The 25783-nt window shown below is 68.8% G+C and carries 22 protein-coding genes; 13 read left to right on the forward strand and 9 right to left on the reverse strand.

Features of this window, described 5'->3' with window-relative positions:
* Positions 1-103 precede the first annotated feature (103 nt).
* From D9601_RS05545 to D9601_RS05570, 6 genes are all read left to right on the forward strand, one after another.
* Positions 104-1759 (forward strand): electron transfer flavoprotein-ubiquinone oxidoreductase, encoded by a 1656-nt coding sequence (locus D9601_RS05545; RefSeq protein ID WP_198353404.1) that lies wholly within the window; start codon positions 104-106, stop codon positions 1757-1759.
* Positions 1760-1769: 10 nt separating this feature from the next.
* Positions 1770-3353 carry a tetratricopeptide repeat protein gene (locus tag D9601_RS05550; protein WP_232473826.1) on the forward strand — a complete coding sequence of 528 codons (1584 nt, stop codon included), beginning with the start codon at positions 1770-1772 and terminating at the stop codon, positions 3351-3353.
* Entirely contained in the window at positions 3350-4174 is an 825-nt protein-coding gene (locus tag D9601_RS05555; protein ID WP_198352866.1) for a 4-(cytidine 5'-diphospho)-2-C-methyl-D-erythritol kinase, read from the forward strand. Before D9601_RS05550 ends, D9601_RS05555 begins: the two co-directional genes overlap by 4 nt.
* A gap of 144 nt (positions 4175-4318) precedes the next feature.
* Positions 4319-5392 carry a recombinase RecA gene (gene recA / locus D9601_RS05560; RefSeq protein ID WP_198352867.1) on the forward strand — a complete coding sequence of 358 codons (1074 nt, stop codon included), beginning with the start codon at positions 4319-4321 and terminating at the stop codon, positions 5390-5392.
* 472 nt (positions 5393-5864) lie between these two features.
* On the forward strand, positions 5865-6716 hold the full coding sequence (locus tag D9601_RS05565; RefSeq protein WP_198352868.1) for a class I SAM-dependent methyltransferase: 852 nt from the start codon (positions 5865-5867) through the stop codon (positions 6714-6716).
* Between the two features lie 5 nt (positions 6717-6721).
* Positions 6722-7357, forward strand: a complete 636-nt coding sequence (locus D9601_RS05570) for a glutathione S-transferase family protein (RefSeq protein WP_198352869.1) — start codon at positions 6722-6724, stop codon at positions 7355-7357.
* Here D9601_RS05570 and D9601_RS05575 read toward each other — a convergent pair.
* Positions 7348-8670, reverse strand: a complete 1323-nt coding sequence (locus D9601_RS05575) for a dicarboxylate/amino acid:cation symporter (RefSeq protein WP_198352870.1) — start codon at positions 8668-8670, stop codon at positions 7348-7350. The two genes, D9601_RS05570 and D9601_RS05575, sit on opposite strands and share 10 nt — an antisense overlap.
* A gap of 75 nt (positions 8671-8745) precedes the next feature.
* On the opposite strand from D9601_RS05575, the gene D9601_RS05580 reads away from it, so the two are divergent.
* Both D9601_RS05580 and alaS read left to right on the forward strand, forming a co-directional pair.
* Positions 8746-10002 carry a M24 family metallopeptidase gene (locus D9601_RS05580; protein ID WP_198352871.1) on the forward strand — a complete coding sequence of 419 codons (1257 nt, stop codon included), beginning with the start codon at positions 8746-8748 and terminating at the stop codon, positions 10000-10002.
* A gap of 50 nt (positions 10003-10052) precedes the next feature.
* A complete protein-coding gene (alaS, locus tag D9601_RS05585; protein WP_198352872.1) occupies positions 10053-12698 on the forward strand; it encodes an alanine--tRNA ligase in 2646 nt (881 codons plus the stop codon).
* Positions 12699-12802: 104 nt separating this feature from the next.
* Here alaS and D9601_RS05590 read toward each other — a convergent pair whose 3' ends face one another.
* The 6 genes from D9601_RS05590 to yaaA form a co-directional block, all read right to left on the reverse strand.
* A complete protein-coding gene (locus D9601_RS05590; RefSeq protein ID WP_198352873.1) occupies positions 12803-13357 on the reverse strand; it encodes a hypothetical protein in 555 nt (184 codons plus the stop codon).
* A gap of 102 nt (positions 13358-13459) precedes the next feature.
* Positions 13460-13813 carry a DUF952 domain-containing protein gene (locus tag D9601_RS05595; RefSeq protein WP_198352874.1) on the reverse strand — a complete coding sequence of 118 codons (354 nt, stop codon included), beginning with the start codon at positions 13811-13813 and terminating at the stop codon, positions 13460-13462.
* Positions 13810-16620, reverse strand: coding sequence for a DNA gyrase subunit A (gene gyrA, locus D9601_RS05600; RefSeq protein ID WP_198352875.1), 2811 nt, complete (start codon positions 16618-16620; stop codon positions 13810-13812). The genes D9601_RS05595 and gyrA overlap by 4 nt, the downstream gene beginning before the upstream one ends.
* A 167-nt stretch (positions 16621-16787) precedes the next feature.
* Positions 16788-17087: a hypothetical protein gene (locus D9601_RS05605; RefSeq protein WP_198352876.1), complete on the reverse strand. Its 300-nt coding sequence runs from the start codon at positions 17085-17087 to the stop codon at positions 16788-16790.
* Positions 17088-17211: 124 nt separating this feature from the next.
* Positions 17212-17907: an SDR family NAD(P)-dependent oxidoreductase gene (locus D9601_RS05610; RefSeq protein ID WP_332837901.1), complete on the reverse strand. Its 696-nt coding sequence runs from the start codon at positions 17905-17907 to the stop codon at positions 17212-17214.
* Positions 17904-18644 carry a peroxide stress protein YaaA gene (yaaA, locus tag D9601_RS05615; protein ID WP_198352877.1) on the reverse strand — a complete coding sequence of 247 codons (741 nt, stop codon included), beginning with the start codon at positions 18642-18644 and terminating at the stop codon, positions 17904-17906. Before yaaA ends, D9601_RS05610 begins: the two co-directional genes overlap by 4 nt.
* 170 nt (positions 18645-18814) lie before the next feature.
* Between yaaA and D9601_RS05620 the strand changes: the two genes are divergently transcribed.
* From D9601_RS05620 to D9601_RS05630, 3 genes are all read left to right on the forward strand, one after another.
* Positions 18815-20131 (forward strand): hypothetical protein, encoded by a 1317-nt coding sequence (locus D9601_RS05620; RefSeq protein ID WP_198352878.1) that lies wholly within the window; start codon positions 18815-18817, stop codon positions 20129-20131.
* Positions 20132-20318: 187 nt separating this feature from the next.
* Positions 20319-20972 carry a squalene/phytoene synthase family protein gene (locus D9601_RS05625; RefSeq protein ID WP_198352879.1) on the forward strand — a complete coding sequence of 218 codons (654 nt, stop codon included), beginning with the start codon at positions 20319-20321 and terminating at the stop codon, positions 20970-20972.
* 54 nt (positions 20973-21026) lie between these two features.
* Positions 21027-21512 (forward strand): EF-hand domain-containing protein, encoded by a 486-nt coding sequence (locus D9601_RS05630; RefSeq protein ID WP_198352880.1) that lies wholly within the window; start codon positions 21027-21029, stop codon positions 21510-21512.
* Here D9601_RS05630 and trmFO read toward each other — a convergent pair.
* Complete coding sequence (trmFO, locus tag D9601_RS05635; RefSeq protein ID WP_198352881.1) at positions 21430-22815, reverse strand: methylenetetrahydrofolate--tRNA-(uracil(54)-C(5))-methyltransferase (FADH(2)-oxidizing) TrmFO; 1386 nt, start codon at positions 22813-22815, stop codon at positions 21430-21432. The genes D9601_RS05630 and trmFO overlap by 83 nt on opposite strands.
* Positions 22816-22889: 74 nt before the next feature.
* On the opposite strand from trmFO, the gene D9601_RS05640 reads away from it, so the two are divergent.
* Positions 22890-23324: a DUF488 domain-containing protein gene (locus D9601_RS05640; protein ID WP_198352882.1), complete on the forward strand. Its 435-nt coding sequence runs from the start codon at positions 22890-22892 to the stop codon at positions 23322-23324.
* On the opposite strand, the gene D9601_RS05645 is transcribed toward D9601_RS05640, so the two are convergent.
* Entirely contained in the window at positions 23315-25093 is a 1779-nt protein-coding gene (locus tag D9601_RS05645; RefSeq protein WP_198352883.1) for a cation:proton antiporter domain-containing protein, read from the reverse strand. The genes D9601_RS05640 and D9601_RS05645 overlap by 10 nt on opposite strands.
* A gap of 167 nt (positions 25094-25260) precedes the next feature.
* On the opposite strand from D9601_RS05645, the gene D9601_RS05650 reads away from it, so the two are divergent.
* Positions 25261-25767, forward strand: a complete 507-nt coding sequence (locus D9601_RS05650; RefSeq protein WP_198352884.1) for a hypothetical protein — start codon at positions 25261-25263, stop codon at positions 25765-25767.
* The last annotated feature ends 16 nt before the right edge of the window (positions 25768-25783 follow it).

The raw sequence follows: 25783 nt of genomic DNA on the forward strand, positions 1-25783 counted from the left end.
CTTGTCCGATCGCGTTCGGGAGACAAGACGTTGCCGGCCCGCGCCCGATCGCTGTCAGCGATCGTTGTCGTTACGGAAAGCCGCCGGCCCCGGGAGTGAGATGATGTCGAACCGCGAATCGATGCCCTATGACGTGGTGATCGTCGGCGCCGGCCCCGCCGGCCTGACCGCCGCGATCCGTTTCAAGCAGATCGCCGCCGAACAGGGTGCCGACCTCAGCGTCTGCGTGCTGGAGAAGGGCTCGGAGGTCGGGGCGCATATCCTGTCGGGTGCGGTGATCGACCCGCGCACGCTCGACGAGCTGCTGCCCGACTGGCGCGAGGACGGCTGCCCGCTCGCCGAGGTGCCGGTGACCGAGAATCTGCATTGGGTGCTGTCGGCGAAGAAGAAGACGGTGCTGCCGCACCTGTGGACGCCACCCTTCCTGCACAACAAGGGCACCTATACCGGCAGCCTCGGCAATCTCTGCCGCTGGCTGGGGGGCAAGGCGGAGGAGCTGGGTGTCGAGATCTTCCCCGGATTCGCCGCGGCGGAGGTGTTGTTCGACGACCAGGGCCGGGTGATGGGCGTCGCCACCGGCGACATGGGCGTCGCCCGCGACGGCACGCACAAGCCGGACTATCAGCCCGGTCTCGAACTCCACGCCAAATACACCTTCTTCGCCGAAGGCTGCCGCGGCCATCTGACCAAGGAGGTGATCCGCACCTTCGACCTTGCGCGCGACAGCGACCCGCAGGTCTACGGCCTCGGCGTCAAGGAATTGTGGGACATCGATCCGGCGCTGCACCAGCCCGGCCGCGTCATCCACACCCAGGGCTGGCCGCTCGGCGACGACGCCAATGGCGGCGGCTGGATCTACCATCAGGCGAACGGCCAGGTCAGCCTCGGCTTCGTTACCTGGCTCAACTATTCCAACCCCTACACCTCCCCGTTCCAGGAGATGCAGAAGTGGAAGACGCATCCGGAGGTCGCGGCGCTGCTCAAGGGCGGCAAGCGCGTCTCCTACGGCGCGCGCGCGATCAGCGACGGCGGGCTGCAGTCGATCCCGAAGCTGGTCTTCCCCGGCGGCGCGCTGATCGGCGACAGCGCCGGCTTCCTCAACGTGCCGCGGATCAAGGGCACGCATACCGCGATGAAGAGCGGCATGATGGCCGCCGAGGCCGCGGTCGACGCGATCCTGTCGCAGCGCCAGCACGACGAACTCGCCGCCTATCCGGAGGCGTTCGAGCAATCGTGGGTGAAGAAGGAGCTGTCGATCGTCCGCAACGTCGTGCCGCTGGTCAAGAAGTTCGGCGACTTCCTCGGCTCGGGCCTTGCCGGCGTGACGATGTGGCTGGAGCATTTCGGCATCCGCATGCCGTTCACCATGCGTCACCATCCCGATCACGAGACGCTGTGGCGCAAGGACATGGTCAAGCCGCCGGTCTATCCCAAGCCCGACGGCGTGCTGACCTTCGACCGGCTGTCGTCGGTGTTCCTGTCCAACACCAATCACGAGGAGGACCAGCCGGTCCATCTGACGCTGAAGGACCCGGACGTTCCGATCAGCTACGACCTGCCGCTGTACGACGAACCGGCGCAACGCTATTGCCCGGCCGGTGTTTACGAGGTGGTGGGTGTCGAGGAGGGCGATCCGAAGTTCGTGATCAACGCCCAGAATTGCGTCCACTGCAAGACCTGCGACATCAAGGACCCGACCCAGAACATCAACTGGGTTGTGCCGGAGGGCGGTGGAGGCCCCAATTATCCCAACATGTAAGCTCCTGTTGTTGACGTCGGTTGCGAGCATCGTCGCGCAGCCGGCCCTTGCCGATACCCGCGACGTCGGGCGTGGCCTGTCCGCCTATATGACCGCGCGCGCCGCCGATGCGGGCGGGCGGGTCGATGTCGCCGCCGCCGGCTATGGCCAGGCGCTCGCGGCGGCGCCGGCGGACACCGGCATCGCGCTGCGCGCCTTTCGCGAGGCGCTGGCCGCCGGCGACCTGTCGCTCGCCAACCGCGCCGCCGCGACGTTGAAGGGCAGTGCGCAGGCGCCCGGCGACCTCGCCCTGCTGCCGCTCGCCGAAGCGGCGGCGCGCGGCGATACCGCAGCCGCCGCCACCGCGGTCGCGGGCCTCGACGGTACGCCGCTCGCCGTGCTGACCCCGTCGCTGCGCGGCTGGATCGCCTTTGCCGAGGGCAAGGACCCGGCGCCGGCCTTGGCCGCGGCAGCGGCGCTGAAGCAGCCGATCGCCGAACGCCTCGCCGCCGAAACGGGCGCGCTGTTGCAGATCGCGCGCGGCAAGACCGACGACGGTCTCGCCGCGGTGCAGGCGCTGCAGGCGACCGGCGCGCCGATCGACTTGCGCCTCGCCGCGGCGCAATTGCTGTTCGCCCGCGGCGAGGCGCAGCCGGCGCGTACCCTGATCGCCGGCGACGATCCGGTGCTCGCCGCCTTCCGCACCGGCATCGCCGCCAGGCCGACGCTCGGCTTCGGCGTGTCGCGTCTGCTCGCCCGCATCGCCGGCGACCTGGCCGGGCAGGGGGCGTCGCCGCTGACGACCTCGCTCGCCCGCACCGCGCTGATCGCCGATCCCGCCAACGACCGCGCGCGCCTGTTGCTCGCCAGCGCGCTCGCCGCCGACGGCGCGACCGATGCCGCGCTGGCGCAGCTTGCCGCCGTGCCGACGACCAGCCCCTTTGCGTCCTCCGCCGCCGCGGCGCGCGTCACCGCGCTCGCCGGTGCCGGTCGCGAGGCGGAGGCGCTGGCCCTCGCCAAGACCCAGGCCGAGCGACCGGAGTCCACCGACGGCGACTGGCAGCGCTACGGCGACCGGCTCGTCGCCGCGTCGCGCTATGCGGAGGCGGCACCCTGGTACCGTCGGGTGCTGGATGCCGGCGGCACCGGCGAGTGGACGCTGTGGCTGCAATATGGCGGCGCGCTCGATCAGGCCGGCGACTGGAAGCGGGCGCGGCCGGCGCTGGAACGCGCCGTCCAGCTCGGGCCGGCGGAACCGCTGGCGCTCAACTATCTTGGCTATGCCAAGGCGGCGCACAGCGAGGACGTGCCCACCGCGACGCGGATGCTCGAACGCGCGCATGCGCTCAAGCCCGACGACACGTCGATCACCGATTCGCTCGGCTGGGTCTATCATCTCGGCGGCCAGACCGCCCGCGGCCTGCCGCTGGTCGAGGCGGCGGCGATCGGCGAGCCCGACAATGCCGAGATCGGCGAACATCTCGGCGATCTCTTCTGGACGCTCGGCCGCCGCTACGAGGCGCGCTATGCCTGGCGCGCCGCGCAGGTCGTCGCCGACGCCGGCGACAGCCAGCGCCTCGCCGGCAAGATCGCCAATGGATTGCCGCGGCGATGATCGTCGAGCCCGCACCGGCGAAGATCAACCTCGCCCTCCACGTCCGCCGCCGACGCGCCGACGGCTATCACGAGCTCGAGACGCTGTTCGCCTTCGCCCGCGACGGCGACACGATCACCGTCGTGCCGGCGGCGGAGGACGATTTCATCATCACCGGACCGTTCGCGGCGGCTTTGCAGCCGGCGCCCGACAATCTCGTGCTGCGGGCCCGCGATGCCTTCCGCGCGACCTTCGGCGGCGGAGCGGTGGCGATCACGCTCGACAAGCATCTGCCGATCGCCTCCGGCATCGGCGGCGGTTCGGCGGACGCGGCGGCAACGCTGCGCGCGCTCGCCCGGCTGGCGGAAACGGCGAGCGACGACCCGCGGCTGTTCGCCATCGCGGCGGCGCTCGGCGCCGACGTGCCCGCCTGTCTCGACGGGCGGACGACATTGGGTACCGGCCGGGGCGAGGCGCTGGTCGCGGTCGCCGGGCTCGCCGGCACGCCGCTGCTGCTGGTCAATCCCGGCGTCGCCGTATCGACCGCGGCGGTGTTCGCCCGTTGGGACGGCATTGACCGCGGACCGCTCGCGGTCGGCGCGGACCTGCTCGCCGCCGCCCACGCCGGCCGCAACGACCTGGAGCCGCCCGCCACCGCGCTCGCCCCCGTCATCGCGGAGGTGCGGGCGCTGCTCGACCGCGCCGAGGGCGGGACGCTCGCCCGCATGTCCGGCTCGGGCGCCACCTGCTTCGCGCTGTTCGAGAGCGAGACGGCGCGGGACGCAGCGGCCGAAGCGGCCCGGGGGCGGGGCTGGTGGGCACTGGCGACCACGCTGGACTGACCGCCGCACGGCATTGCGGAAAAAATCCTAGGTTCGCTCAGGAACATCCGGTTCCCCTCTTGTTCCACCGGAACAAAAGATGTACATGGCTGTCAACCGCGTTGCCCCGCGCGCGCGCATCGCCTAAGCGAAGGGAACATCCTTATGGCCGCCAATCTGAAAGTGATCGACTCCGGTATGGCTACCGCAAACGCAGACCGTCAGAAGGCGCTCGACGCCGCCCTCGCGCAGATCGACCGCGCCTTCGGCAAGGGGTCGGCGATGAAGCTGGGCCAGAAGGAGGCGATGCAGGTCGAGGCGATCTCGACCGGCTCGCTGGGTCTCGACATCGCGCTTGGCGTCGGCGGCCTGCCGCGCGGCCGCGTCATCGAGGTCTATGGGCCGGAAAGCTCGGGCAAGACGACGCTCGCGCTGCACGTCATCGCCGAGGCGCAGAAGAACGGCGGCACCGCCGCCTTCGTCGACGCCGAACATGCGCTCGACCCGGTCTATGCCAAGAAGCTCGGCGTCAACATCGACGAGCTGATCGTGTCGCAGCCGGATACCGGCGAACAGGCGCTCGAGATCACCGATACCTTGGTGCGCTCCAACGCCATCGACGTGCTGGTCGTCGACTCGGTCGCGGCGCTGGTGCCCCGCGCGGAGATCGAAGGCGAGATGGGCGACAGCCACGTCGGTCTGCAGGCGCGGCTGATGTCGCAGTCCTTGCGCAAGCTGACCGGTTCGATCAGCCGCTCGCGCTGCATGGTGATCTTCATCAACCAGCTGCGCATGAAGATCGGCGTGATGTACGGCAATCCGGAGACGACGACGGGCGGCAACGCGCTGAAGTTCTATGCCTCCGTCCGCCTCGACATCCGTCGCACCGGCCAGATCAAGGACCGCGAGGACATCGTCGGCAACGCCACGCGCGTGAAGGTCGTGAAGAACAAGGTCGCCCCGCCGTTCAAGCAGGTCGAATTCGACATCATGTACGGCGAAGGCATCTCGAAGATCGGCGAGATCCTCGACCTCGGCGTCAAGGCGGGTCTCGTCGAGAAGTCGGGCGCGTGGTTCAGCTACGACAGCACCCGCATCGGCCAGGGCCGCGAGAATGCGAAGAACTATCTGCGCGAACATCCCGAAATGGCCGACCGCCTCGAAAAGGCGATCCGTCAGCGCACCGACAAGGTCGCCGAGGAGATGATGACCGGTCCGGATGCCGACGACGATCTGTGATCCGACCAGCCGTGCGAAAGGAAAGGGGCTCTTCGGCGACGAAGGGCCTCTTTTCGTTTGCAGCCGCCCCGCCTCCGACGGGCGGCTGGCAGAGCGATGACGGCAGGGTGCTTCGACGCCACTTTCGCGACGTTCCGGTGAGGCGTTTCGGTGCGACCTTCGAGACCTTCCGCGCGAGGGTGCTCTGGTACGACCTTCGAGATCTTCCGCGGGAGGGCGCTTCGGTGAGACCTTCGAGACTTTCCGCGAGGGGCGCCTCGGTGAGACCTTCGAGACTTTTCGTGAGAGGGCGCTTCGGTGCGACCTTTGAGACTTTTCGCGAGAGGACGCCTGGGTGCGACCTTTGAGACCTTCCAACGGACAGATCCTCCCCCCGGGCGACTGAGGCCTCCTCGCGAAAGGAGCGCGCCGGCATAGTCCTTCCGACAGTTGGCGGCGGAGGTTGGCAGCGCAGCGATCATTGGAGGACGGAATGACGGCGAGCGGCGACTGGACGGGGCGGGTCGGAGACATATGGGCGGAGGAGTGGCGGCGCACCGACCGGTCCTTCGCCGATCTGGCGCCGCGGCTCGATGCAGCGATCCTCGCCGCCGCGCCGCCGGGCGCGTTCGCGGCGCTCGATCTCGGCTGCGGTGCCGGCGCCACTACCGCGGCGCTTGCGACGGCGCGCCCGGACGCGGCGATCACCGCCGTCGACCTGTCCCGGCCTCTGCTCGCCGTCGCGCGTCAGCGATGCGCCGCGCTGCCCCATGTCCACTTCCACCACGGCGACGCCCTGTCGGCGGCGGAAGCGGCCGCGCCGCTCGATCTCGTCCTGTCCCGCCATGGCGTCATGTTCTTCGCCGATCCCACGGCGGCCTTCGCCCGCCTGGATCGGGCGATGGCGCCCGGCGGCGCCTTGGTGTTCAGCTGCTTCGCGGCCCAGGCGGACAATCCCTGGTCGCTGCTTGTCGGTCCGCCGGACGCCCCACCCGGCCCCTTTGCCCCCGGCCCCTTTGCCCCCGGCCCCTTTGCCCCCGGCCCCTTTGCCTTTGCCGAACCCGATCGGGTGGCGGCATGGCTGGCCGCGGCCGGCTGGCAGGCGGCGCAGCCGGTCAAGATCGGTTTCGCCTATCGCGTCGGCGAAGGCGACGATCCGGTCGCCGATGCCATCGCCTTCCTCGGCCGCATAGGCCCTGCGGCGCGCCTGATGCGCGATGCCGCCGCCGCCGATCGCGCGGCGATGCTGGCGCGACTGCGCGATCGCTTGGCGGCGCAACGAAATGGGTCCACGATCGATTTTCCCGCTGCGGCCTGGATCTGGTCCGCGCGGGCAAGGGGGTAAGCACGATGATCATCGTCCATCATCTCGAGAACAGCCGGTCGCAGCGGGTGCTGTGGATGCTGGAGGAACTGGGCCTGCCCTATCAGGTCAAGCGCTACGAGCGGAACAAGCAGACGATGCTCGCCCCGCCGGAGCTGAAGCGCATCCACCCGCTCGGCAAGTCGCCGGTGATCGAGGATCTCGATGCCGATGGCGGCCGGGTGATCGCGGAGACCGGCGCGATCGTCGAATATCTGGTCGAGAAGGCGGATGGTCGCCTGGGGCCGCCGGCGCACCGCGACTCGGCGCTCCGCTACCGCTTCTGGCTCCATTATGCCGAGGGCTCGCTGATGCCGCCGCTGCTGGTCAAGCTGGTGCTCGGCCGCGTGCCGCTGTTCGGCAAGGCGGCGCAAAAGCGCATCCAGCCGATGATCGACGTGCACCTCGATTATGTCGAATCGGAACTGGCGCAGCGAACCTGGTTCGCCGGCGACGCGCTGACCGCGGCGGACGTGATGATGAGCTTCCCGCTCGAGGCGGCGCGCAGCCGGGCCGGGCTCGACGCGTCACGCCCGCACACGATCGCCTGGCTCGACACGATCCACGCCCGCCCCGCCTATCAGGCGGCGCTGGCGCAGGGTGGGCCCTATGCCTATGCCTGACGGAGGCTGTCCGGCGCCTGCGGCGCCGGGCCGCCCGACGGGGCATGCGGCGGCTCGATCGCGACCGGCTCGCGCGGGTCGAAGCCGCCCTCCCATTTCGCCACCACCGCGCTCGCCACCGCATTGCCGACGACGTTGGTCGCGGTGCGGCCCATGTCGAGGAAATGGTCGACCGCCAGGATCAGCAGCAGCCCCGCTTCCGGAATGTCGAACACCGGCAGCACCGCGGCGATCACCACCAGGCTGGCGCGCGGCACGCCGGCGATGCCCTTGGACGAGATCATCAGGAACAGCAGCATGGCGATCTGCGTGCCGAGTGGAATGGCGATGCCATAGGCCTGGGCGATGAACAGCGACGCAAAGGTCATGTAGATCATCGAGCCGTCGAGGTTGAACGAATAGCCGAGCGGCAGCACGAAGCTGGCGATGCGCGGCGGCACCCCGAACCGGTCGAGCGCCTCCAGCATTCGCGGATAGGCGGCTTCCGACGAGGCGGTGGTGAAGGCGACCAGCAACGGCTCACGGATGTAGCGGACCAGGGTTGTGATCCGCCCGCCGATCACCAGGAAGCCGAGGCCGAGCAGCACCGCCCACAGCACGAGGAGCGCGAGGTAGAAACTGCCCATGAAATAGGCGAGCTGTCCGATCACCCCGGCGCCGCGCTCGGCGAGCGTCGCGGTGACGGCGCAGAACACCGCGAACGGCGCGACGCGCATGACATAGTCGGTGATCTGCAGCATCACCGCGACCAGTCCGTCGACCGCGCGGATCAGCGGCTGGCCCTTCTCGCCGACCGCGGTGATCGCGACGCCGACGAAGATCGAGAAGACGACGATCTGCAGGATCTCGTTGGTCGCCATCGCTTCGATCATCGAGGCGGGGACGATATGGGTGATGAACTTATCGAGACTGAACGCCGCCGTCGCCACGCCGGCATCGGCGGTGACCGGCGGCAGCGGCAGGTTGATGCCGACGCCCGGGCGCAGCAGATTGACCAGCACCAGGCCGAGGCTCAGCGAGACCAGGCTCGCGCCGATGAACCAGCCGATCGCCCGCGCGCCGACCCGCCCCAGGGCGGCGGTGTCGCCCATTTGCGCAATGCCGGAGACGAGGGTGGCGAAGACCAGCGGCGCGATGATCATCTTGATCAGCCGCAGGAAGACGCTGGTGCCGATGGTGAAATAGCCGGCGATGCTCTTCAGCCGCGCCGCGGCGGCCGGCGTGCCGTCGTCGAGCAGCCCGTTGAGGACCAGGCCGACGACGATGCCCAGCACCAGGCCGATCAGGATATAGAAGGTCAGCCGCTTGGCCATTCGATGCTCCCCGGTAACGGCGCGACAGAGAGGGGATTGCGGCGCGCGGGTCAAGCGCCCTATCGCTTTGGCAACATGGCCTTCACGCCCTCCCGCCGCTCGCTGCTTGCTGCCGCCACGCTGCTGCCGCTCGCCTCCGCCGCCATCCTGCGCGCCGCCGAGCCGGACCTGTCGGCGCTGCGCGACATCACCGGCGATGCGGTGCCGATCGGCCCGGCCGAACGCGCCGACCGGCTGGCCCGTGCGCAGTCGCTGATGAAGGCGGCGGGGATCGGGGCGATCCTGGTCGAACCGGGCTCCAGCCTGATCTATTTCACCGGCGTGCGCTGGGGGCGCAGCGAGCGGCTGACCGCGGCGGTGATCCCGGTCGAGGGGCAGCCATGCATCGTCACGCCCTTCTTCGAGGAGCCATCGGTCCGCCAGACGCTGGCGGTGCCGGCCGAGGTGCGCGTCTGGCAGGAGGACGAGGATCCTTTGCGCACCGTCGCCGGCTTCCTGCGCGACCGCCAGCTGGCCGGTCGTCCCGTCGGCATCGAGGAGAGCGTCCGCTATTTCGTCTCCGACGGGCTCGCCCGCGCGCTCGGCCACGCGCGGCTCGTCTCGGCCAATCCGGTCGTGCGCGGCTGCCGGATGATCAAGACGCCGGCGGAGATCGCGCTGATGCAGCGTGCCACCGACGTGACGATCGCCGCCTATCGCTGGCTGCATCCGCGCGTCGAGCCGGGGATGACCGGCGGCGAGATCGCCGCGCTGATGAACGCGGCGACCCGCAAGTTGGGCGGCGATCCCGAATTCGCGCTGGCGTTGATCGGTCCCGCCGCCGCGCTACCGCATGGCAGCCGTGAGGTGCACCGGGTGACGCCGGGCGAGATCCTGCTGATGGACTGCGGCTGCACGGTGCAGGGCTATCAGTCCGACGTGTCGCGCACTTGGGTACCGCAGGGCCGCGCGAGCAAGGCGCAGCGCGACGTCTGGGACCTCGTCGCCCGTGGCCAGCAGACCGCGCTCGCCGCGGCGCGCCTGGGCGCGCCGGCGGGCAGCGTCGACGATGCCGTCCGCGCGCTCTACCAGCGCGCCGGTTACGGACCGGGCTATCGCCTGCCGGGCCTGTCGCACCGCACCGGCCATGGCATCGGCATGGACGGGCACGAGCCCGTCAACCTCGTCCATGGTGAGACGACCCCGCTCGCCGCCGGCATGTGCTTCTCCGACGAACCGGGTCTCTACCTCCCCGGCCGGTTCGGCGTCCGGCTCGAGGATTGTTTCCACATGACCGGCGAGGGGCCGCGCTGGTTCTCGACGCCGCCGACGTCGATCGACGCACCGGTATGACGACGAGTCGCCTTGAGGCGGGCCGCGCTCTCGCCTAAGTCGCATCCCCTATGACCTCGACCAACGACATCCGCCGCGGCTTCCTCGACTATTTCGGCAAGGCGGGGCACCAGATCGTGCCGTCCGCGCCGCTGGTGCCGCAGAACGACCCGACGCTGATGTTCGTCAACGCCGGCATGGTCCCGTTCAAGAACGTCTTCACGGGCCTCGAGAGCCGGCCCTATTCGACCGCCACCTCGTCGCAGAAGTGCGTGCGCGCCGGCGGCAAGCACAACGACCTCGACAATGTCGGCTATACCGCGCGCCACCACACCTTCTTTGAGATGCTGGGCAATTTCTCGTTCGGCGATTATTTCAAGGAACAGGCGATCCTGCATGCCTGGACGCTGCTGACGCGCGACTGGGGGTTGCCGGCCGACAAGCTGACCGCGACCGTCTACCACACCGACGACGAGGCGTTCGACCTGTGGAAGAAGATCGCCGGCCTGCCCGATCATCGCATCATCCGCATTCCGACCAAGGACAATTTCTGGGCGATGGGCGACAGCGGGCCGTGCGGCCCGTGCTCGGAGATTTTCTACGACCATGGCGAGCATATCGCCGGAGGCCCGCCGGGCAGCCCGGATGAGGACGGCGACCGCTTCGTCGAGATCTGGAATCTCGTCTTCATGCAATATGAGCAGGAGGCCAACGAGATCGTCGGCGAACTGCCGAAGAAGTCGATCGACACCGGCATGGGGCTGGAGCGTGTCGCCGCAGTGCTGCAGGGCGTGCACGACAATTATGACACGGACACGTTCAAGGCGCTGATCGCCGCATCGGAATCGCTGACCGCGACCCAAGCCGAAGGTGCGCAGAAAGCGTCGCACCGGGTCATCGCCGATCACCTGCGCTCGTCCGGCTTCCTCGTCGCCGACGGCGTGCTGCCGGCCAACGAGGGCCGCGGCTATGTGCTGCGCCGGATCATGCGGCGGGCGATGCGGCACGCGCATCTGCTCGGCGCCAAGGAGCCGTTGATGCACCGGCTGGTGCCGGCGCTGGTGGCGGAAATGGGCGCAGCCTATCCGGAACTCGTCCGCGCCCAGCCGCTGATCGAGGCGACGCTGCGCCAGGAGGAGACGCAATTCCGCAAGACGCTCGACAAAGGGCTGAAGCTGCTCGACGAGGCGACTGCCGGGATGAGCGACGGGGCGACGCTGGCCGGCGAGACCGCGTTCAAGCTCTATGACACCTATGGCTTCCCCTACGACCTGACCGAGGACGCGCTACGCACCCAGGGCCTGCACGTCGACCGCGCCGGCTTCGACGCGGCGATGGCCGAGCAGAAGCGTGCGGCGCGCGCCGCGTGGAAGGGGTCCGGCGCCAAGGCATCGGACGATCTGTGGTTCGACATCGCCGAGGAAAGCGGCTCGACGGAATTTATTGGCTACAGCGTCGACCAGGGCGAGGGCGCGGTGCTCGCGCTGGTCAAGGATGGGGCGCGCGTCGATCACGCCACCGCCGGCGACACGGTCGCGATCATCGTCAACCAGACGCCGTTCTACGCCGAAAGCGGCGGCCAGGTCGGCGACACCGGCACGATCAGCAGCGACGTCGGGCTGCGCGCGCTGGTCACCGACACGTCGAAGCAGCTCGGCCGCCTGTTCGTCCATCATGCCGAGGTGCAGGCTGGCACGATCAAGGTCGGCGACGCGGTGAAGCTGCAGATCGATGTCGCCCGCCGCGGCCAGATCCGCGCCAATCACAGCGCCACCCACCTGTTGCACGAGGCGCTCCGCCAACGTCTGGGCGGCCATGTCGCGCAGAAGGGATCGCTGGTCGCACCCGAACGGCTGCGCTTCGACGTCTCGCATCCGATCGCGATGACGGCGGATGAGCTGGCCGACGCGGAAGCCGCGGTCAATGCGCAGATCCGCGGCAACGGCCGCGTCACCACCCGCCTGATGACGCCCGACGAGGCGATCGCCGAGGGCGCGATGGCGCTGTTCGGCGAGAAATACGGCGACGAGGTGCGCGTCGTGTCGATGGGCATGGACGATGGCGGCCAGACCTATTCGCTCGAACTGTGCGGTGGCACGCACGTCGATGCGCTCGGCGACATCGGCCTGTTCAAGGTCGTCGGCGAGGGTGCCGTGTCCTCCGGCGTGCGCCGCGTCGAGGCGCTCACCGGCGAGGCGGCGCGCAGCTATCTTAACGGTCGCGACGAGAAGCTGCGCGACGCCGCGGCGACGTTGAAGACGACGCCTGACGAGGTCCCCGCGCGCGTTGCCGCGCTGGTCGACGAGCGGCGCCGGCTCGAGCGCGAATTGGCCGAGGCGAAGAAGGCCCTGGCCATGGGCGGCGGCGGCGGCCAGGCGGCGGGGCCGGAGCAGATCGGCCAAGTCGCGTTCATTGGTCAGGTGCTGGACGGCTTCGAGGCCGAGGGCCTGCGCGGTGCGGTGGACGACGCCAAGCAGCGGCTGGGATCGGGCGTCGCGGCGCTGGTCGCGGTGAACGACGGTCGCGCCTCGGTGGCGGTCGGCGTGACCGAGGATCTGGTCGCCAGCCACAATGCGGTCGACCTGCTGCGGCGCGCCGTCGCGGCGCTAGGGGGGCAGGGCGGTGGTGGCCGGCCGGATATGGCGCAGGGCGGCGGCCCGGACGGCGACAAGGCCGCGGACGCGCTCAACGCGATCCGCGCCGCCCTCGCGGGGTAACACGTCGCTTCGGCATGGGCCCCGCCAGTGCCAAAGAAACGCCCCCTGCCGATGGGATCGGAAGGGGGCTTCTTTTTGGTCAACCGGGCAAACCCCGATCAAGGTTACTTAGCGGTCGCCGATGCCGTCGCCGCCGCCAGCTGGTCGGCGGTGACGCCGGCCACGACATTGCCGCTGGCATTCAGGCTGAAGCCGGCGATCGGCAGCTTCACATCGCCCTTGGCCGTGGTCAGCGTCACATATTGCTCGTCCGCACCCTTGACCGTGCCGAGCGTCGCGCCGTTCAGGCCGGTGACCGGCGTGCCGGCGACCAGCTTCGCCTTCAGCGCGGCCTTGGCCTGCGCCTGCGACGAGGCGACGGCGGCATCCAGGTCGGCCTTGGTCATCGCCATGGCAAAGCCCTTGTCGGTCTTGCCGATCGATGTCGGCGGCACCGGCACTTGCGCCGAACCGGTGTTGAGGATGATTGCCTGCGGCGTCACCTGCGCGACGGTGCCGAGCGCGACGCCGGCGGAATCATAGACGGTGGCGCCGACCGTCGGGGTCGCGGCGGTCGCGCTCGCGCCGCCTTCAACCGTGGACTGCGGCGCGGCCTGCTGGGCCTGAGCCGCGGCGGGCACCAGCATCAGGGTGCCGATCGTCAGGGCCAAGGTACGCATCAACATATCTCCCAATTGTTTCGCGTCGTTGAGACAGAGAAACGATGGGGTGCGTATCGCGGTTCCGCCCGTTTTCTGCGGCGGACGGAGTGGCGGGCGCGATCAGCCGGTGATCGGCAGCCGTACGCGACCGTCTTCGTCGCGCGTCAGCGGCGAATAGGCGACGATGGTTTCGAGCAGCAGCGGTCCATACAGGTGCGGGAACTGCTGTCCGCCGCGCGAGGTCTCCCACCGCACCGGGTCGTCCTGCGCTTCCAGGTCGACGGCGGCGACGTAAAGGTCGGTCTGGCCGGTGAAATGCTTGTCGACCGTTTCGGTCAACTGCGCAGCGGTCGACAGATGGATGTAGCCGTCGGCGAGGTCGATCGGGGCGCCGGCGAAGTGCCCGTCCCGTTCCAGCGTCGCCATCTCGTCCGCGGTCAGTACCTTATAGGCGGTCAGCGGCTTCTCGCTCATGCCTCGTCCCCCTCGTCGTCGGTTTCGTCGACGCGCTCGTCCATGGTCTGCGGACCCGTGCCGTCGTCGAGCATGATCGCGTCGGAGGTGTCCGCGGCGGGAGCATCGGCACGCTCCTCCGCGACCAGTGCCTCGGCGGCATTCTCCGGCTCTTCCTCCTCGTCGATCCGCGCGGCGGAGACGACGTGCTCGTCTTTGGCGACGTTGAACAGCGTCACGCCCTGCGTGTTGCGACCGGTGACGCGGACGTCGCCGACCGACATGCGGATCAGCTTCGCCTGATCGGTGACCAGCATCAGCTGCTCGCCGTTGTGCGCCGGGAAGCTCGCCACCACCGGGCCGTTGCGCCCGGCGGAAACGATATTTGTGATCCCCTGGCCGCCGCGACCCGTGCGGCGATATTCATAGGCGGAGGTGCGCTTGCCATAGCCGTTGGCGGTGACGGTGAGGATGAACTCCTCCGCCGCCTCGAACTCCGCCATACGCTCTGGCGGCAGCGACATTTCGCGGTCGCCTTCCTTCCACGGCGCCGCCTTGAGATAGGCGTCGCGCTCTTCTGTGGTCGCCGCGAAGCCGCGCAGGATCGACAGGCTGATGACCTCGTCGCCCTCGGCGAGGCTGACGCCGCGCACGCCGGTCGAGGTACGGCTCTGGAACTCGCGCACCTCAGTCGCGGCGAAGCGGATCGCCTTGCCAGCCCGGGTGGCGAGCAGGACGTCGTCGTCCTCGGTCAGCAGGGCGACGCCGATCAGCCGGTCGTCCGATCCCTCGTCGAAGCGCATCGCCAGCTTGCCGTTGGTCGGAACGTTGGCGAAGGCGTCCATCGCGTTGCGCCGCACCGTGCCGTTGGCGGTCGCAAACATGACGTGCAGATCGCCCCAGCGCGTCTCGTCCTCGGGCAGCGGCAGCACGGTCGAGATCGTCTCGCCGGGGCTGAGCGGCAGCAGGTTGATCATCGGGCGGCCGCGCGTCGCCGGTCCACCCTCGGGCAGGCGCCAGACCTTCTTGCGATAGACCTTGCCGTGGTTGGAGAAGAACAGCACCGGCGTGTGGGTGGAGGTGACGAACAGCGAGGTGATCGCATCCTCGTCCTTGGTTGCCATGCCGGCGCGGCCCTTGCCGCCGCGCTTCTGGGCGCGGAAGGTGTCGAGCGGCGTGCGTTTGATATAGCCCTGCACCGTGACGGTGACGACCATGTCCTCACGCTCGATCAGATCCTCGTCATCGATACCGTCGGCCGCCGCGGCGATCTCGGTACGCCGCGGCGTGGCGAAGGCGGCGCGGACGTCGACCAATTCCTCGCGCATCACTTCATAGAGCTTGGCGCGGCTGCCGAGGATGGCGAGCAGCTCGGCAATGGAATCGGCGAGGCCCTTCAGCTCGTCGCCGATCTCGTCGCGGCCGAGCGCGGTCAGGCGATGCAGCCGCAGGTCGAGGATCGCACGAACCTGCACCTCGGTCAGGCGATAGGTGTCGCCGGTCGCCTGGGTATCGACGGCCTCGACCAGCTTCAGATAGGGCGCGATCTCCGCCACCGGCCATTCGCGGCCGAGCAGCGCCGCGCGCGCCTCCGCCGGGCTGGCCGAACCGCGAATGATCCGCACCACCTCGTCGAGGTTGGTGACCGCGATCACCAGGCCGAGCAAGATGTGCGCCCGGTCGCGCGCCTTGGCGAGTTCGAACTTGGAGCGGCGGGTGATCACCTGCTCGCGAAACTGGACGAAGGACTGGATGATGTCCTTGAGGTTCAGCGTCTCCGGTCGGCCACCGCGGATCGCGAGCATATTGGCGGGGAAGGAGCCCTGCGCCGGCGTATGCCGCCACAGCTGGTTCAGCACCACGTCCGGCGTCGCATCGCGCTTCAGGTCGATGACGATCCGTACGCCCTCACGATTCGATTCGTCGCGGATGTCGCTGACGCCCTCGATCCTTTTGTCCTTGGCGGCTTCGGCGATCTTTTCGACCAGCGCGTTCTTGCCCTGCTGGAACGGGATTTCCGTCAGCACGATCGACCGGCGGTCACCGCGACCCTCCTCGACCTCGTGGCGCGAGCGCACGATGATCGAGCCGCGGCCGGTGTTGTAGGCGGAACGTGCGCCGGCGCGGCCGAGGATGATCGCACCGGTCGGGAAGTCGGGCCCCGGCACGATTTCCATCAGCTCCTCGATCGTGATCGCGCCATTGTCGATATAGGCCAGGCAGGCGTCGACCACCTCGCCGAGATTGTGCGGCGGTATGTTGGTCGCCATGCCGACCGCGATGCCGCCGGCGCCGTTGACCAGCAAATTGGGGAAGCGCGCCGGCAGAACCTGCGGCTCGCGCTCGCTGGCGTCGTAATTGGGTTGGAAATCGACGGTATCCTTGTCGAGATCCTCCATCAGATAGTTGGCGGCCCGCGCCAGCCGCGCCTCGGTGTAGCGCATCGCGGCGGGCGGATCGGGGTCCATCGAACCGAAGTTGCCCTGGCCGTCGATCAGCGGCAGCCGCATCGACCAATCCTGGGTCATGCGGGCCAAAGCGTCGTAGATCGCGGTGTCGCCGTGCGGGTGATATTTACCGATCACGTCGCCGACGATGCGCGCCGACTTGCGATAGGGCCGGTTGAAGAAGAACCCGCTTTCCTGCGCCGAGAAAAGGATGCGCCGATGCACTGGCTTCAGCCCGTCGCGCACGTCGGGCAGCGCGCGGGCGACGATCACGCTCATCGCATAGTCGAGGTAGCTCGACTTCATTTCGTCGACGATCGAGATCGTCGAGATGCCCTCGGGATGGGCGGGGGGTTCGGCGAGGACGGTCTCGTCGGCCAAGGATCATGCTTTCCGAAGATGGGGGTGTAACGAACCCCTATCTAGGCATGAGTCGCCGGAATGTCACGCGCGCGTGCGCCCGCGAGAGACGCTGCCAGCGCGGTTGGGCCGAAACCCGGCCGCGCTGGACGATCGGCCGCGCCGCGGCGCGCGGCACGGCGAGATGCTTATTTGCAGGCCTTCTTGTTGGCGTTGCCGGCCTTGCTGCAATTGTAGGTCACGGTCTTGCCAGTCGCGGTCTTGGTCGTGACCATCCGGCCATTGGCCGCGGTCTGCCGGGTCGTCGTCGTGCGGCTGGTCGCCTTGGCGGCAGGAGCGGCGGACGGACGGGTCGTGGTGGTCGTCTTGGTGGCGACGGTGGTCTTCGCCTGCGCCTTGTGGGTCGGGGTCATGCCCTGTGCCGACGCGGTGCCGGCGGTCAGCAATGCGGCGGTGGACAAGATCAGGACGGGAAGCGACTTGGTCATGGCTCTCTCCTTGCGATGCACCGATCGTCCGTCCGACGGACGTCGTCAGTCAAGGATGCGCGCGCCCATCTGTCGGCAGCGTGGCTGGCCGATGACATTGGTGTCATCTTCGCTTCCACCCCCTTCAGGGCTGGATCTCCTTGCCCTCATAGTCGAACAGCCGTCCGCTATCCGTCACCTTCAGTCCGTCGAGGGCATCGAGCAGTTGCGATGCGGCGCGATCGGGCGTGAACAGCGTTCCGGGCCGCACGTTCGCCTGGAACGGCTTCGATAGGCGGGTATCGACGGTGCCGGGATGCAGGCCGACGACGATCGACCGATCGTTGCGCCGCTTCTCCTCGATCGCCAGCGTTCGGACCAGCTGATTGGCCGCCGCCTTGGCCATGCGATAGCCGTACCAGCCGCCGAGGCGGTTGTCGGTGATGCTGCCGACACGGGCGGACAGGATGGCGAAGATGCTGCGCCCCTGCTTCGGCATCAGCGGCAGCAGATGTTTGGCGACCAGCGCCGGGCCGACCGCATTCACCGCCAGCGTCCGCATCAGCCACGCCGGATCGAGGTCGCGATAGGTCTTCTCGGGGCCTCGCTCTCCGTCGTGGAGCAGCCCGCTGGCGACGATCACCAGCGACGGTAACGGACCGGCGGCGATCCGCGCCGCGGCGGCGGCGATGCTTTCCTCGTCCTCGATGTCGATCCGGGCATCGCCGGGGCCACTGCGCGACAGGGCGTGAACGACGTCGTACGTCTCCTCCTCGCGCAGCGCGGCGACGAGCGCATGGCCGATCCCGCCGGAGGCGCCGATGACCACCGCGGCGCTCACCGGCGGAACGTCCAGCTGTCGTCGTCGCTGGCGGCGGCGTCGAAGGCGTAGCCGTCGCTGTCGAAGCCCTGCATCGCCTGCGGATCGGTGACGCGATGCTCCACCATCCAGCTAGCCATCATCCCGCGCGCCTTTTTGGCGTGGAAACTGATGAAGCGGTCGCCGTCGCGGAAGTCGACGGCGATCACGCGCACGTCCTTGGGCAGGCGGCCGGCGACCGCGGCGAAATATTCCTGGCTGGCGAGGTTGAGGATGGTGTCGCCACCCTCCGCGCGCAGATCGTCGACCAGCGCGACGGCGATACGATCGCCCCACCAGTCGGTGAGCTTGCTGCGCCGGGGCGCCCAGCGCGTCCCCATCTCGAGGCGATAGGGGCGCATCAGGTCGAGCGGTCGCAGCAACCCGTACAGGCCCGACAGCAATCGCAGATGATCCTGCGCGAAGGGCAAGGCTTCCTCGGGCAGAGTCGCCGCTTCCAGCCCGGTGTAGACGTCGCCGGCGAAGGCGAACAAGGCGGGCCGCTCCGGCGCGTCGGCGAAGTCGCGGAAGCGGTCGGCGTTGAGCTTCGCCAGCGCGGGCGAGATGTGCATCAGCTCCTGCAGCTTCTTCTGCGTCAGGTGCGACGCCGCCTTGGCCAGCGTCGTCGCCTCGTCAGCAAAGCGTGGCCGGCTGGGTGCGACTGCCGGCAGCGGCGATTCGTAATCCAACGTCTTGGCGGGGGAGAGCAGCGCGATCATGGCTCCGCCGGTAGCCGGCGCGACGATGCCGTTCAATCGCCGTTCAGTGGCTGGCGGCAAGGGCGCGATGGTTAGCCTCGCTTGAACGGCTCGGCAGGGACCTCTACAGCAACGCCGCACGTTGCCCTGCCAATCGTTCACTTGGCATGCCCTAAACGGAGAGAGTTCGCATGAAGACCCTTTCGAAGCTGGCGCTGGCCGCCGCGCTGGCCACCGGCGTGAGTGGCCTTGCCCTCGCGACGCCTGCCGTCGCCAAGGACAAGAAGGAACAGGCCCAGGCTCCCGGCTTCAAGCTGAGCAAGCCCGTGCTCGCGGTCGCCTCGCAGGCGCAGACGGCGATCTCGCAGAACAACGTCGCCGCGGCGGAGCCGCTGGTCGCGCAGATCGAGGCTGCCGCGACCACCGACGACGACAAATATGTCGCTGCCGCGCTGCGCTACGATCTCGAAAACCGCAAGCTCGCCGCGGCACAGGATGCCAATCCCAAGGCGCCGGTCGACGAGACCGTGCTCGCCAAGCCGCTCGACGCGCTGATCGCGGCGAAGAGCACGCCGGCCGCCGATCGCGGCAAGTATCTGTTCCGTCGCGGCGCGCTGGCGGCGAACAGCGGCCAGTCGCAGGTCGCGGTGCAATATTTCACCCAGGCGAAGCAGGCCGGCTTCACCAGCCCCGATCTCGACATCCAGCTCGCCAAGCTGAAGGTGCAGAGCGGCGACGTCGCCGGCGGCCTTACCGATCTCGATCAGGTCGTGACCGCGCAGAAGGCCGCCGGCCAGACCCCGCCGGAAGCCTATTACCGCTATGCCATCGCTACCGCCAACGGCAAGGGCATGAAGGCGCAGACGATCGACTGGATGAAAAAGTATCTGGTCGCCTATCCGACGCCGAAGGTGTGGCGCGACGTCATCCTGCAGTACGCCTTCGCCCAGAATGCGCCGGTCAAGACCGACAAGCTGCAGCAGATCGACCTGTTCCGCCTGATGCGCGCGAGCAACTCGCTGGTCGACCAGGCGGCCTATGAGGAATATGCCCAGGCGGTCTACGATCGCGGCAACCCCTATGAGGCGGCGGCGGTGCTGAAGGAAGGCATGGCGTCGGGCAAGATCCCCGCGACCAGCACCTTCTCCAAGCGGCTGCTCGGCGATGCCAACACCGCGATCAAGAACGAGGGTTCGCTCGCCAGCAGCGAGAAGCAGGCCGCGGCGGCGAAGGACGGCAAGCTGTCCGCGCAGACCGCCGACGCCTATCTCGGCCAGGGCAATTACGCCAAGGCGATCGAGCTCTACCGTCAGGCGCTGACCAAGGGCGGCGTCGACAAGGACGAGGTCAACACCCACCTCGCCATCGCCCAGGCACGTTCTGGCGACAAGGCGGGGGCGCAGACCACCTTCGCCTCGATCACCACGCAGCCGCGCGCCGACATCGCCGGCCTGTGGACGACGTGGCTGCAGACCGGCACCAGCACGGCCGCGACGCCGGCCGCCTGATCAATCGGCCGGTACGACGGGGAAAGGGCGGTCCCGCGGGGCCGCCCTTTTCATTTGGAAGATCGGCGCGGTCGCAGCGATGAGGCCGATTGAGCGACCCGTCGATAGCAAGGGCTGGACGTGATGGCTGACGGGGCCTCGCGCGAAAGGGGACGACGCGCCGCTAGCGTGGCGATAGGGCTGTCTGATGGACAGTATCGTCGAGGATTTGACCCCCGATCGCGAGATCGCCGTCGCCAGCGCCGCGCCGACCGATCGCGGTGGGTTGGCGGCGCTGCTCGCGCTCGACCAGCGGTTCGGCGCGATTGTCCGGGCGGCGCGCGATCCGATGATCGGCCAGATGCGGCTGACATGGTGGCACGATGCCCTCGCCCGGCTGGACCAAGCTCCGCCTCCCGCCGAGCCATTGTTGCAGGCATTGGCCGCCGAGGTCCTGCCGCATGGCGTCACGGGCGCCGAACTCGCGATGCTGGTCGAGGGATGGGAGATGTTGCTCGAGGGTATGCCTGACGACCCCGCCGGTTTCGACGCCTATGCGGCGGCGCGGGGCGGCGCCTTGTTTGCGCTGGCCGGCCGCGTCCTCGGCGCCGATGCCGAAGCATTGCGTACGGCCGGGCAGGGGTGGGCACTCGCCGATCTCGCGTCGCACAGCAGCGATGACGCGCTGGCCGGGGAGATCCGTCGCCATGCCGACGATCTGCTCCAGCGGGCCTTCGCGAATCGGTGGGACGCTGCCCGTGCGGTCGGAATACTCGCCTTGCTCGCCCGGCTCGCGCTCGGCGATCGGTCGCCGCTAGCCAAGTCGCTGATCGTGGTGCGCTTTCGGATGACCGGTCGATAGGCGTTGCTCGCAGCCTCCGCCGCGCTAGATTTCGGCGCGACCGGAGGGCGGATCATGTGGCGATATCTGACGGGGGGCGCGGCGATCGCTGCCGCGGCGGTGGCGGCATGGCTGTTGATGCATGGCGGCGGTGCCCCGCAGCCGCTGTTGCCCACCGCGCCCGCTGCGGCCCAGGCGACCACTTCGGTGTCGGCGGGGGATGCGGGTGTCGTGCCGGAGGCGACGGCGGCGACCCGCGAGGAGAAGCGCTTCGCCCGCTACGACAAGGATCGCGACGGCAAGGTGACGCGCGACGAATATCTCGCCGCCCGCCGCAAGGCCTTCGCCAAGCTCGATACCAATGGCGACGGCCGGCTGTCGTTCGACGAATGGGCGATCAAGGCGACGACCAAGTTCGCCGCCGCCGATCGCGATCATTCGGGTGCGATGGACCCGGCGGAATTCGCCACCACCGCGGTCAAGCGGAAGTCGCCATCGCGCGCGAAATGTCCGCCGGCGGAGCGTCCGTCGACGGCGCCGGCCGAGACGGAAGACAGCTAAGCCAGCCGTCGAAGGCGGTTCGCGCCCGCGCGGTGTACATCTTCTTGCGGTCGGCCTTCTTGGTGCGCCCTTCGATCGGCGGCATCAGCCCGAAGTTGACGTTCATCGGCTGATAGGTGGCGGCTTCCGCTCCGCCGGTGATATGGTGCAGCAGCGCGCCCAAGGCGGTCTCCACCGGCGGCGGCGCCAGCGACTGGCCGGCCAGCTCGGCGGCGGCGAAGCGGCCGGCGAGCAGGCCGATCGCCGCACTTTCGATATAGCCCTCGCAGCCGGTGATCTGCCCGGCAAAGCGTAAATTGGGGCGGTTGCGCAGGCGGAGCGTGGCATCGAGCAGGTCCGGCGAGCGGATGAAGGTGTTGCGATGCAGCCCGCCCAGCCGGGCGAATTCGGCATTCTCCAGCCCCGGGATGGTGCGGAACAGCCGCACCTGTTCGGCATGTTTCAGCTTGGTCTGGAAGCCGACGATGTTCCACAGCGTGCCCTGGGCATTGTCCTGCCGCAGCTGCACCACCGCATAAGGCCAGCGACCGGTGCGCGGGTTGTCCAGGCCGACCGGCTTCATTGGGCCATAGCGCAGCGTGTCGACGCCGCGCTCCGCCATCACCTCGACCGGCATGCAGCCGTCGAAATAGGGCGTGTTCTTCTCCCACTCCTTGAACTCGGTCTTCTCACCCGCCAGCAGCGCGGCGTGGAAGGCGAGATACTGGTCCCTGTCCATCGGGCAGTTGATGTAATCGGCCTCGCCCTTGTTCCAGCGCGACGCCTTCCATGCGATGTCCATGTCAATAGTGTCGAAATGGACGATCGGCGCCAGCGCATCGAAGAAGGCGAGCGCCTCCGCCCCGGTCGCGCCGCCGATCGCCTCCGCCAGCGCCGGCGCGGTAAGCGGTCCGGTGGCGAGGATCGCCGGTCCTTCCGGCAGGGTGTCGATGCGCTCGCGCACCAACGTGACATTGGGATGCTGCGCCAGCGCCGCGGTGACGCCCGCCGAATACCCCTCCCGGTCGACCGCCAGTGCTGAGCCGGCAGGCACCCGATGCCTGTCCGCCTGCGCCATAATCAGCGATCCCATCGCGCGCATCTCCTGATGCAGCAGGCCGACCGCATTGGACTGGGCATCGTCCGACCGGAAGCTGTTCGAACAGACCAGTTCGGCGAGACGGTCGGTCTGATGCGCGGCCGTCCCATCGCCGCCGCCGCGCATCTCCGACAACCTGACGCGAAAGCCGGCCTCGGCGAGCTGCCAGGCGGCTTCGGATCCGGCGAGGCCGCCGCCGACGATATGGATATGATGCGAAGTCATGACTGTGGTGCCGAGCAGGTAAGAGGAAAGCGCGGGCCTTAGCGGCATGGCGCGGTCGTGCCTATATCGGCGCGATGACGACCATCTACACCATCGGCTACGAGGGCGCGACCATGGCCGACTTCCTTGCCGCGCTGACCGGCGCGGGCGTGCGCCGCGTCATCGACGTCCGCGCCTTGCCCTCGTCGCGCCGCCCCGGCTTCTCCAAGACGCCGCTCGCCGGCAGCCTGCGCGAGGCGGGGATCGATTATATCCACCTCAAGGCGCTCGGCACGCCCAAGCGCGGTCGGGATGCGGCCAAGAAGGGCGATGTCGCGACGCTGCGCGCGGTCTACGACGAGCAGCTCGACCTGCCCGAAGCGCAGGTGGCGGCCGCGGCGATGCTCGACCTTGCCGGCGAGATGCCGAGCGCCTTGCTCTGCTACGAACGCGAACCCGGCCATTGCCACCGCACCCTGTTGCTCGCCGCGGTGGCGAAGCGGGCGGAGGTCGTCGACCTCTACGTCTGACCCGTCGCCTCGCTCAGCCGGCGGACGCGGCGGATACGCGGTTCGCGGTCGAGCGCCGCGGCCTGGCGGATCGTCTGGCGCAGCTCGTCGCGCTTCTCGTGGATCGAGGCGATGACCGGACCCATCGCCACGCCCAGATCGACCAGGACCGCCTCGGAGAGCTGCAACGAGCTTTCCAGCGTCTCCGGCACCGCGTCGGTGACGCCGGCGCGATAGAGTTCGGCGGCATGGTCCGGGTCGCGCGCACGGGCGATGATCGGCAGGTCCGGCGCCAGTGCGCGGATCCGCCGGGTCAGCCGCACGGTCAGCACCGGATCGTCCATGGTCAGGATCAGCGCGCGCGCTCGCGCAATGCCCAGCCGCTCGATCAGCTCGCCGCGGGCGACGTCGCCGAACACCACGGGATAGCCGGCCTCGCGTGCCTCACCGACCGCGTCGATGTCGGCTTCGACCGCAATGAACGGCTGTTTGTGCACGCGCAGCAGGTCCGCGACCATCCGGCCGACGCGGCCGAAGCCGATCACCACGGCGGCGGTGTCGTCCGGCTCCGGCGTCAGGGCGTCCTGCGCGCGGGCGTCGATCCGCCGCGAGATCACCTGGCCGGCACGCGCGAGCAACGGCGTGATTGTCAGCCCGATCGCGGTCACTGTCTGCCAAAAGGCGGCGGTGGAGGCGGTGATCAACTGCGCCTGCGTCGCGGTGGCGAGCACGATCAGCGTGGTTTCGGACGGGCTGCCCATCAGCAGGCCGGTTTCCGCCGCCAGACCGCGGCGCGACTGGGCGACGCGCAGCAGCAGATAGGTGACCACCGACTTGACCAGCACCACGCCGACCACCGCGGCGAGCAGCCCCGGCCAATTGGCGAGGATCAGCCTGAGATCGAGGCTCATGCCGACGGTGATCAGGAACACGCCGAGCGCCAGGCCCTTGAACGGCGCGGTGACCAGTTCGACCTCGGTATGATATTCGGTCTCGGCGATCAGCAGCCCCGCGAGCAACGCACCCACGATCGGTGACAGACCGGCCGCGGTGGTCGCGACGCTGGCGACGATGACGACGAGCAGCGAGGCGGCGAGGAACAGTTCCGGGCTCTTGGTCCGCGCCGCCTGCGCGAACAGGCGGGGCAGGAAGATGCGGCCGCCGATGTAGATCGCCGCCACCGTGCCCATGCCGCGCAGCGCCACGCCCGCCAAGCCGACCCAGCCGCCCTCGCTGGCGGTCGGCGCCATCGCGCCCAATGCGAAGATGATCGGCACCAGCGCCAGATCCTCGAACAGCAGCATCGAGAAGGCGCCGCGCCCGACCGGACTGGTCGTGCCGACCAGCGGCAGCACCAAGGCGGTCGACGACAGTGCCAGCGCGAGGCCGAGCCCCGCCGCGCCCGCCCAGGGCTGGCCCAGCAGGTGGAGCGTGACGCCGATCAGCGCCGCCGAGCCGAGCAGCTCCGCCGGACCGGTGCCGAACACCTGGCGCCGCAGCGACCAGAGCCGTCGGAACGACAATTCCAGCCCGATCGAGAACAGCAGCATGACGATGCCGAGTTCGGCGAACGGCTCGATCGATTCCGGGTTGGAGATGGTCAGATAATAAAGCCAGGGCGCCTGCGGCACGAGGCTGCCGAGCCCCGCTGGTCCGACCAATATGCCGACCAGGATGAAGCCGATCACCGGGCTGACTTTGAAGCGCGCAAAGGCGGGGATCACCAACCCCGCTGCGCCCAGGATCACCAGCGTGTCCGAGAAACCTTCATTGTCGAGACCAATTGCCATACCGCGACCTTAATCATGTTGGGCGTCGCTTGTCAGGCATTGATCGTCCGCTTGCCGCGTCCGGCAATGTTTTGTCGGTGTTGCGCGCGTCAGCCCATTAACCGCTCTTCTTGCAATCGCGGCAAAGATTAGCAGGGCATCATCGTGATCGAAGGGGAGATTTTCTGATGATCATCATGCTCACCGCACTGCAAGCCGCCGTCATTGCGGCGCCGCCGGCGCCCCCGGCGCCCCCCCAGATCTACCTGACCCCGATCAGCCCCCCGCCGGGGCAATCGAACCGCAACGGTGTGCCGACGATGCCGGCACCGAAGCGCAGCCGGATCGGTGTGGTGGTGAGGGCGGGCAATCTGCCGCTGTGGGACGGCGCACTCTGGGTCGCCAGTCGCGGCGTCAGCGTCTGGCGACAGAGCGTGCAGGAGCCGCTGCCCGAACAATGCGGCCCCCGGCCATGGTCCAACGACCAGAACGAGATCAGCGTCCAATTGTCGCCAGTTATCGACGAGGCGAATGCGTCGCGGATCGCGGTGACCGTGCGCTGGGTGCGGTCCGGCGACGATGTCTGCGGCGGGAGCCGCTCGGTCGAGTTGCGTCAGACGATCGCCGTGCCGCCGAGCGGCGTCGCCGTCGTGCGCGGTGACGCGGGGCTGGTCGTCGAGCTGCGCCAGCGCTGATACGAAAAGGGGCGCG

This window comes from Sphingomonas sp. MA1305 (assembly GCF_016107325.1).
GTDB lineage: Bacteria > Pseudomonadota > Alphaproteobacteria > Sphingomonadales > Sphingomonadaceae > Sphingomonas.

Coding starts and splice junctions, on each gene's coding strand:
- D9601_RS05555 (WP_198352866.1), top strand. CDS start 3,350: ATGATCGTCGAGCCCGCACCGGCGAAGATCAACCTCGCCCTCCACGTC.
- D9601_RS05565 (WP_198352868.1), top strand. CDS start 5,865: ATGACGGCGAGCGGCGACTGGACGGGGCGGGTCGGAGACATATGGGCG.
- D9601_RS05630 (WP_198352880.1), top strand. CDS start 21,027: ATGTGGCGATATCTGACGGGGGGCGCGGCGATCGCTGCCGCGGCGGTG.
- D9601_RS05590 (WP_198352873.1), bottom strand. CDS start 13,357: ATGCGTACCTTGGCCCTGACGATCGGCACCCTGATGCTGGTGCCCGCC.
- D9601_RS05570 (WP_198352869.1), top strand. CDS start 6,722: ATGATCATCGTCCATCATCTCGAGAACAGCCGGTCGCAGCGGGTGCTG.
- D9601_RS05620 (WP_198352878.1), top strand. CDS start 18,815: ATGAAGACCCTTTCGAAGCTGGCGCTGGCCGCCGCGCTGGCCACCGGC.
- D9601_RS05640 (WP_198352882.1), top strand. CDS start 22,890: ATGACGACCATCTACACCATCGGCTACGAGGGCGCGACCATGGCCGAC.
- D9601_RS05645 (WP_198352883.1), bottom strand. CDS start 25,093: ATGGCAATTGGTCTCGACAATGAAGGTTTCTCGGACACGCTGGTGATC.
- trmFO (WP_198352881.1), bottom strand. CDS start 22,815: ATGACTTCGCATCATATCCATATCGTCGGCGGCGGCCTCGCCGGATCC.
- D9601_RS05595 (WP_198352874.1), bottom strand. CDS start 13,813: ATGAGCGAGAAGCCGCTGACCGCCTATAAGGTACTGACCGCGGACGAG.
- yaaA (WP_198352877.1), bottom strand. CDS start 18,644: ATGATCGCGCTGCTCTCCCCCGCCAAGACGTTGGATTACGAATCGCCG.
- alaS (WP_198352872.1), top strand. CDS start 10,053: ATGACCTCGACCAACGACATCCGCCGCGGCTTCCTCGACTATTTCGGC.
- D9601_RS05650 (WP_198352884.1), top strand. CDS start 25,261: ATGATCATCATGCTCACCGCACTGCAAGCCGCCGTCATTGCGGCGCCG.
- D9601_RS05580 (WP_198352871.1), top strand. CDS start 8,746: ATGGCCTTCACGCCCTCCCGCCGCTCGCTGCTTGCTGCCGCCACGCTG.
- recA (WP_198352867.1), top strand. CDS start 4,319: ATGGCCGCCAATCTGAAAGTGATCGACTCCGGTATGGCTACCGCAAAC.
- D9601_RS05545 (WP_198353404.1), top strand. CDS start 104: ATGTCGAACCGCGAATCGATGCCCTATGACGTGGTGATCGTCGGCGCC.
- D9601_RS05625 (WP_198352879.1), top strand. CDS start 20,319: ATGGACAGTATCGTCGAGGATTTGACCCCCGATCGCGAGATCGCCGTC.
- D9601_RS05605 (WP_198352876.1), bottom strand. CDS start 17,087: ATGACCAAGTCGCTTCCCGTCCTGATCTTGTCCACCGCCGCATTGCTG.
- D9601_RS05575 (WP_198352870.1), bottom strand. CDS start 8,670: ATGGCCAAGCGGCTGACCTTCTATATCCTGATCGGCCTGGTGCTGGGC.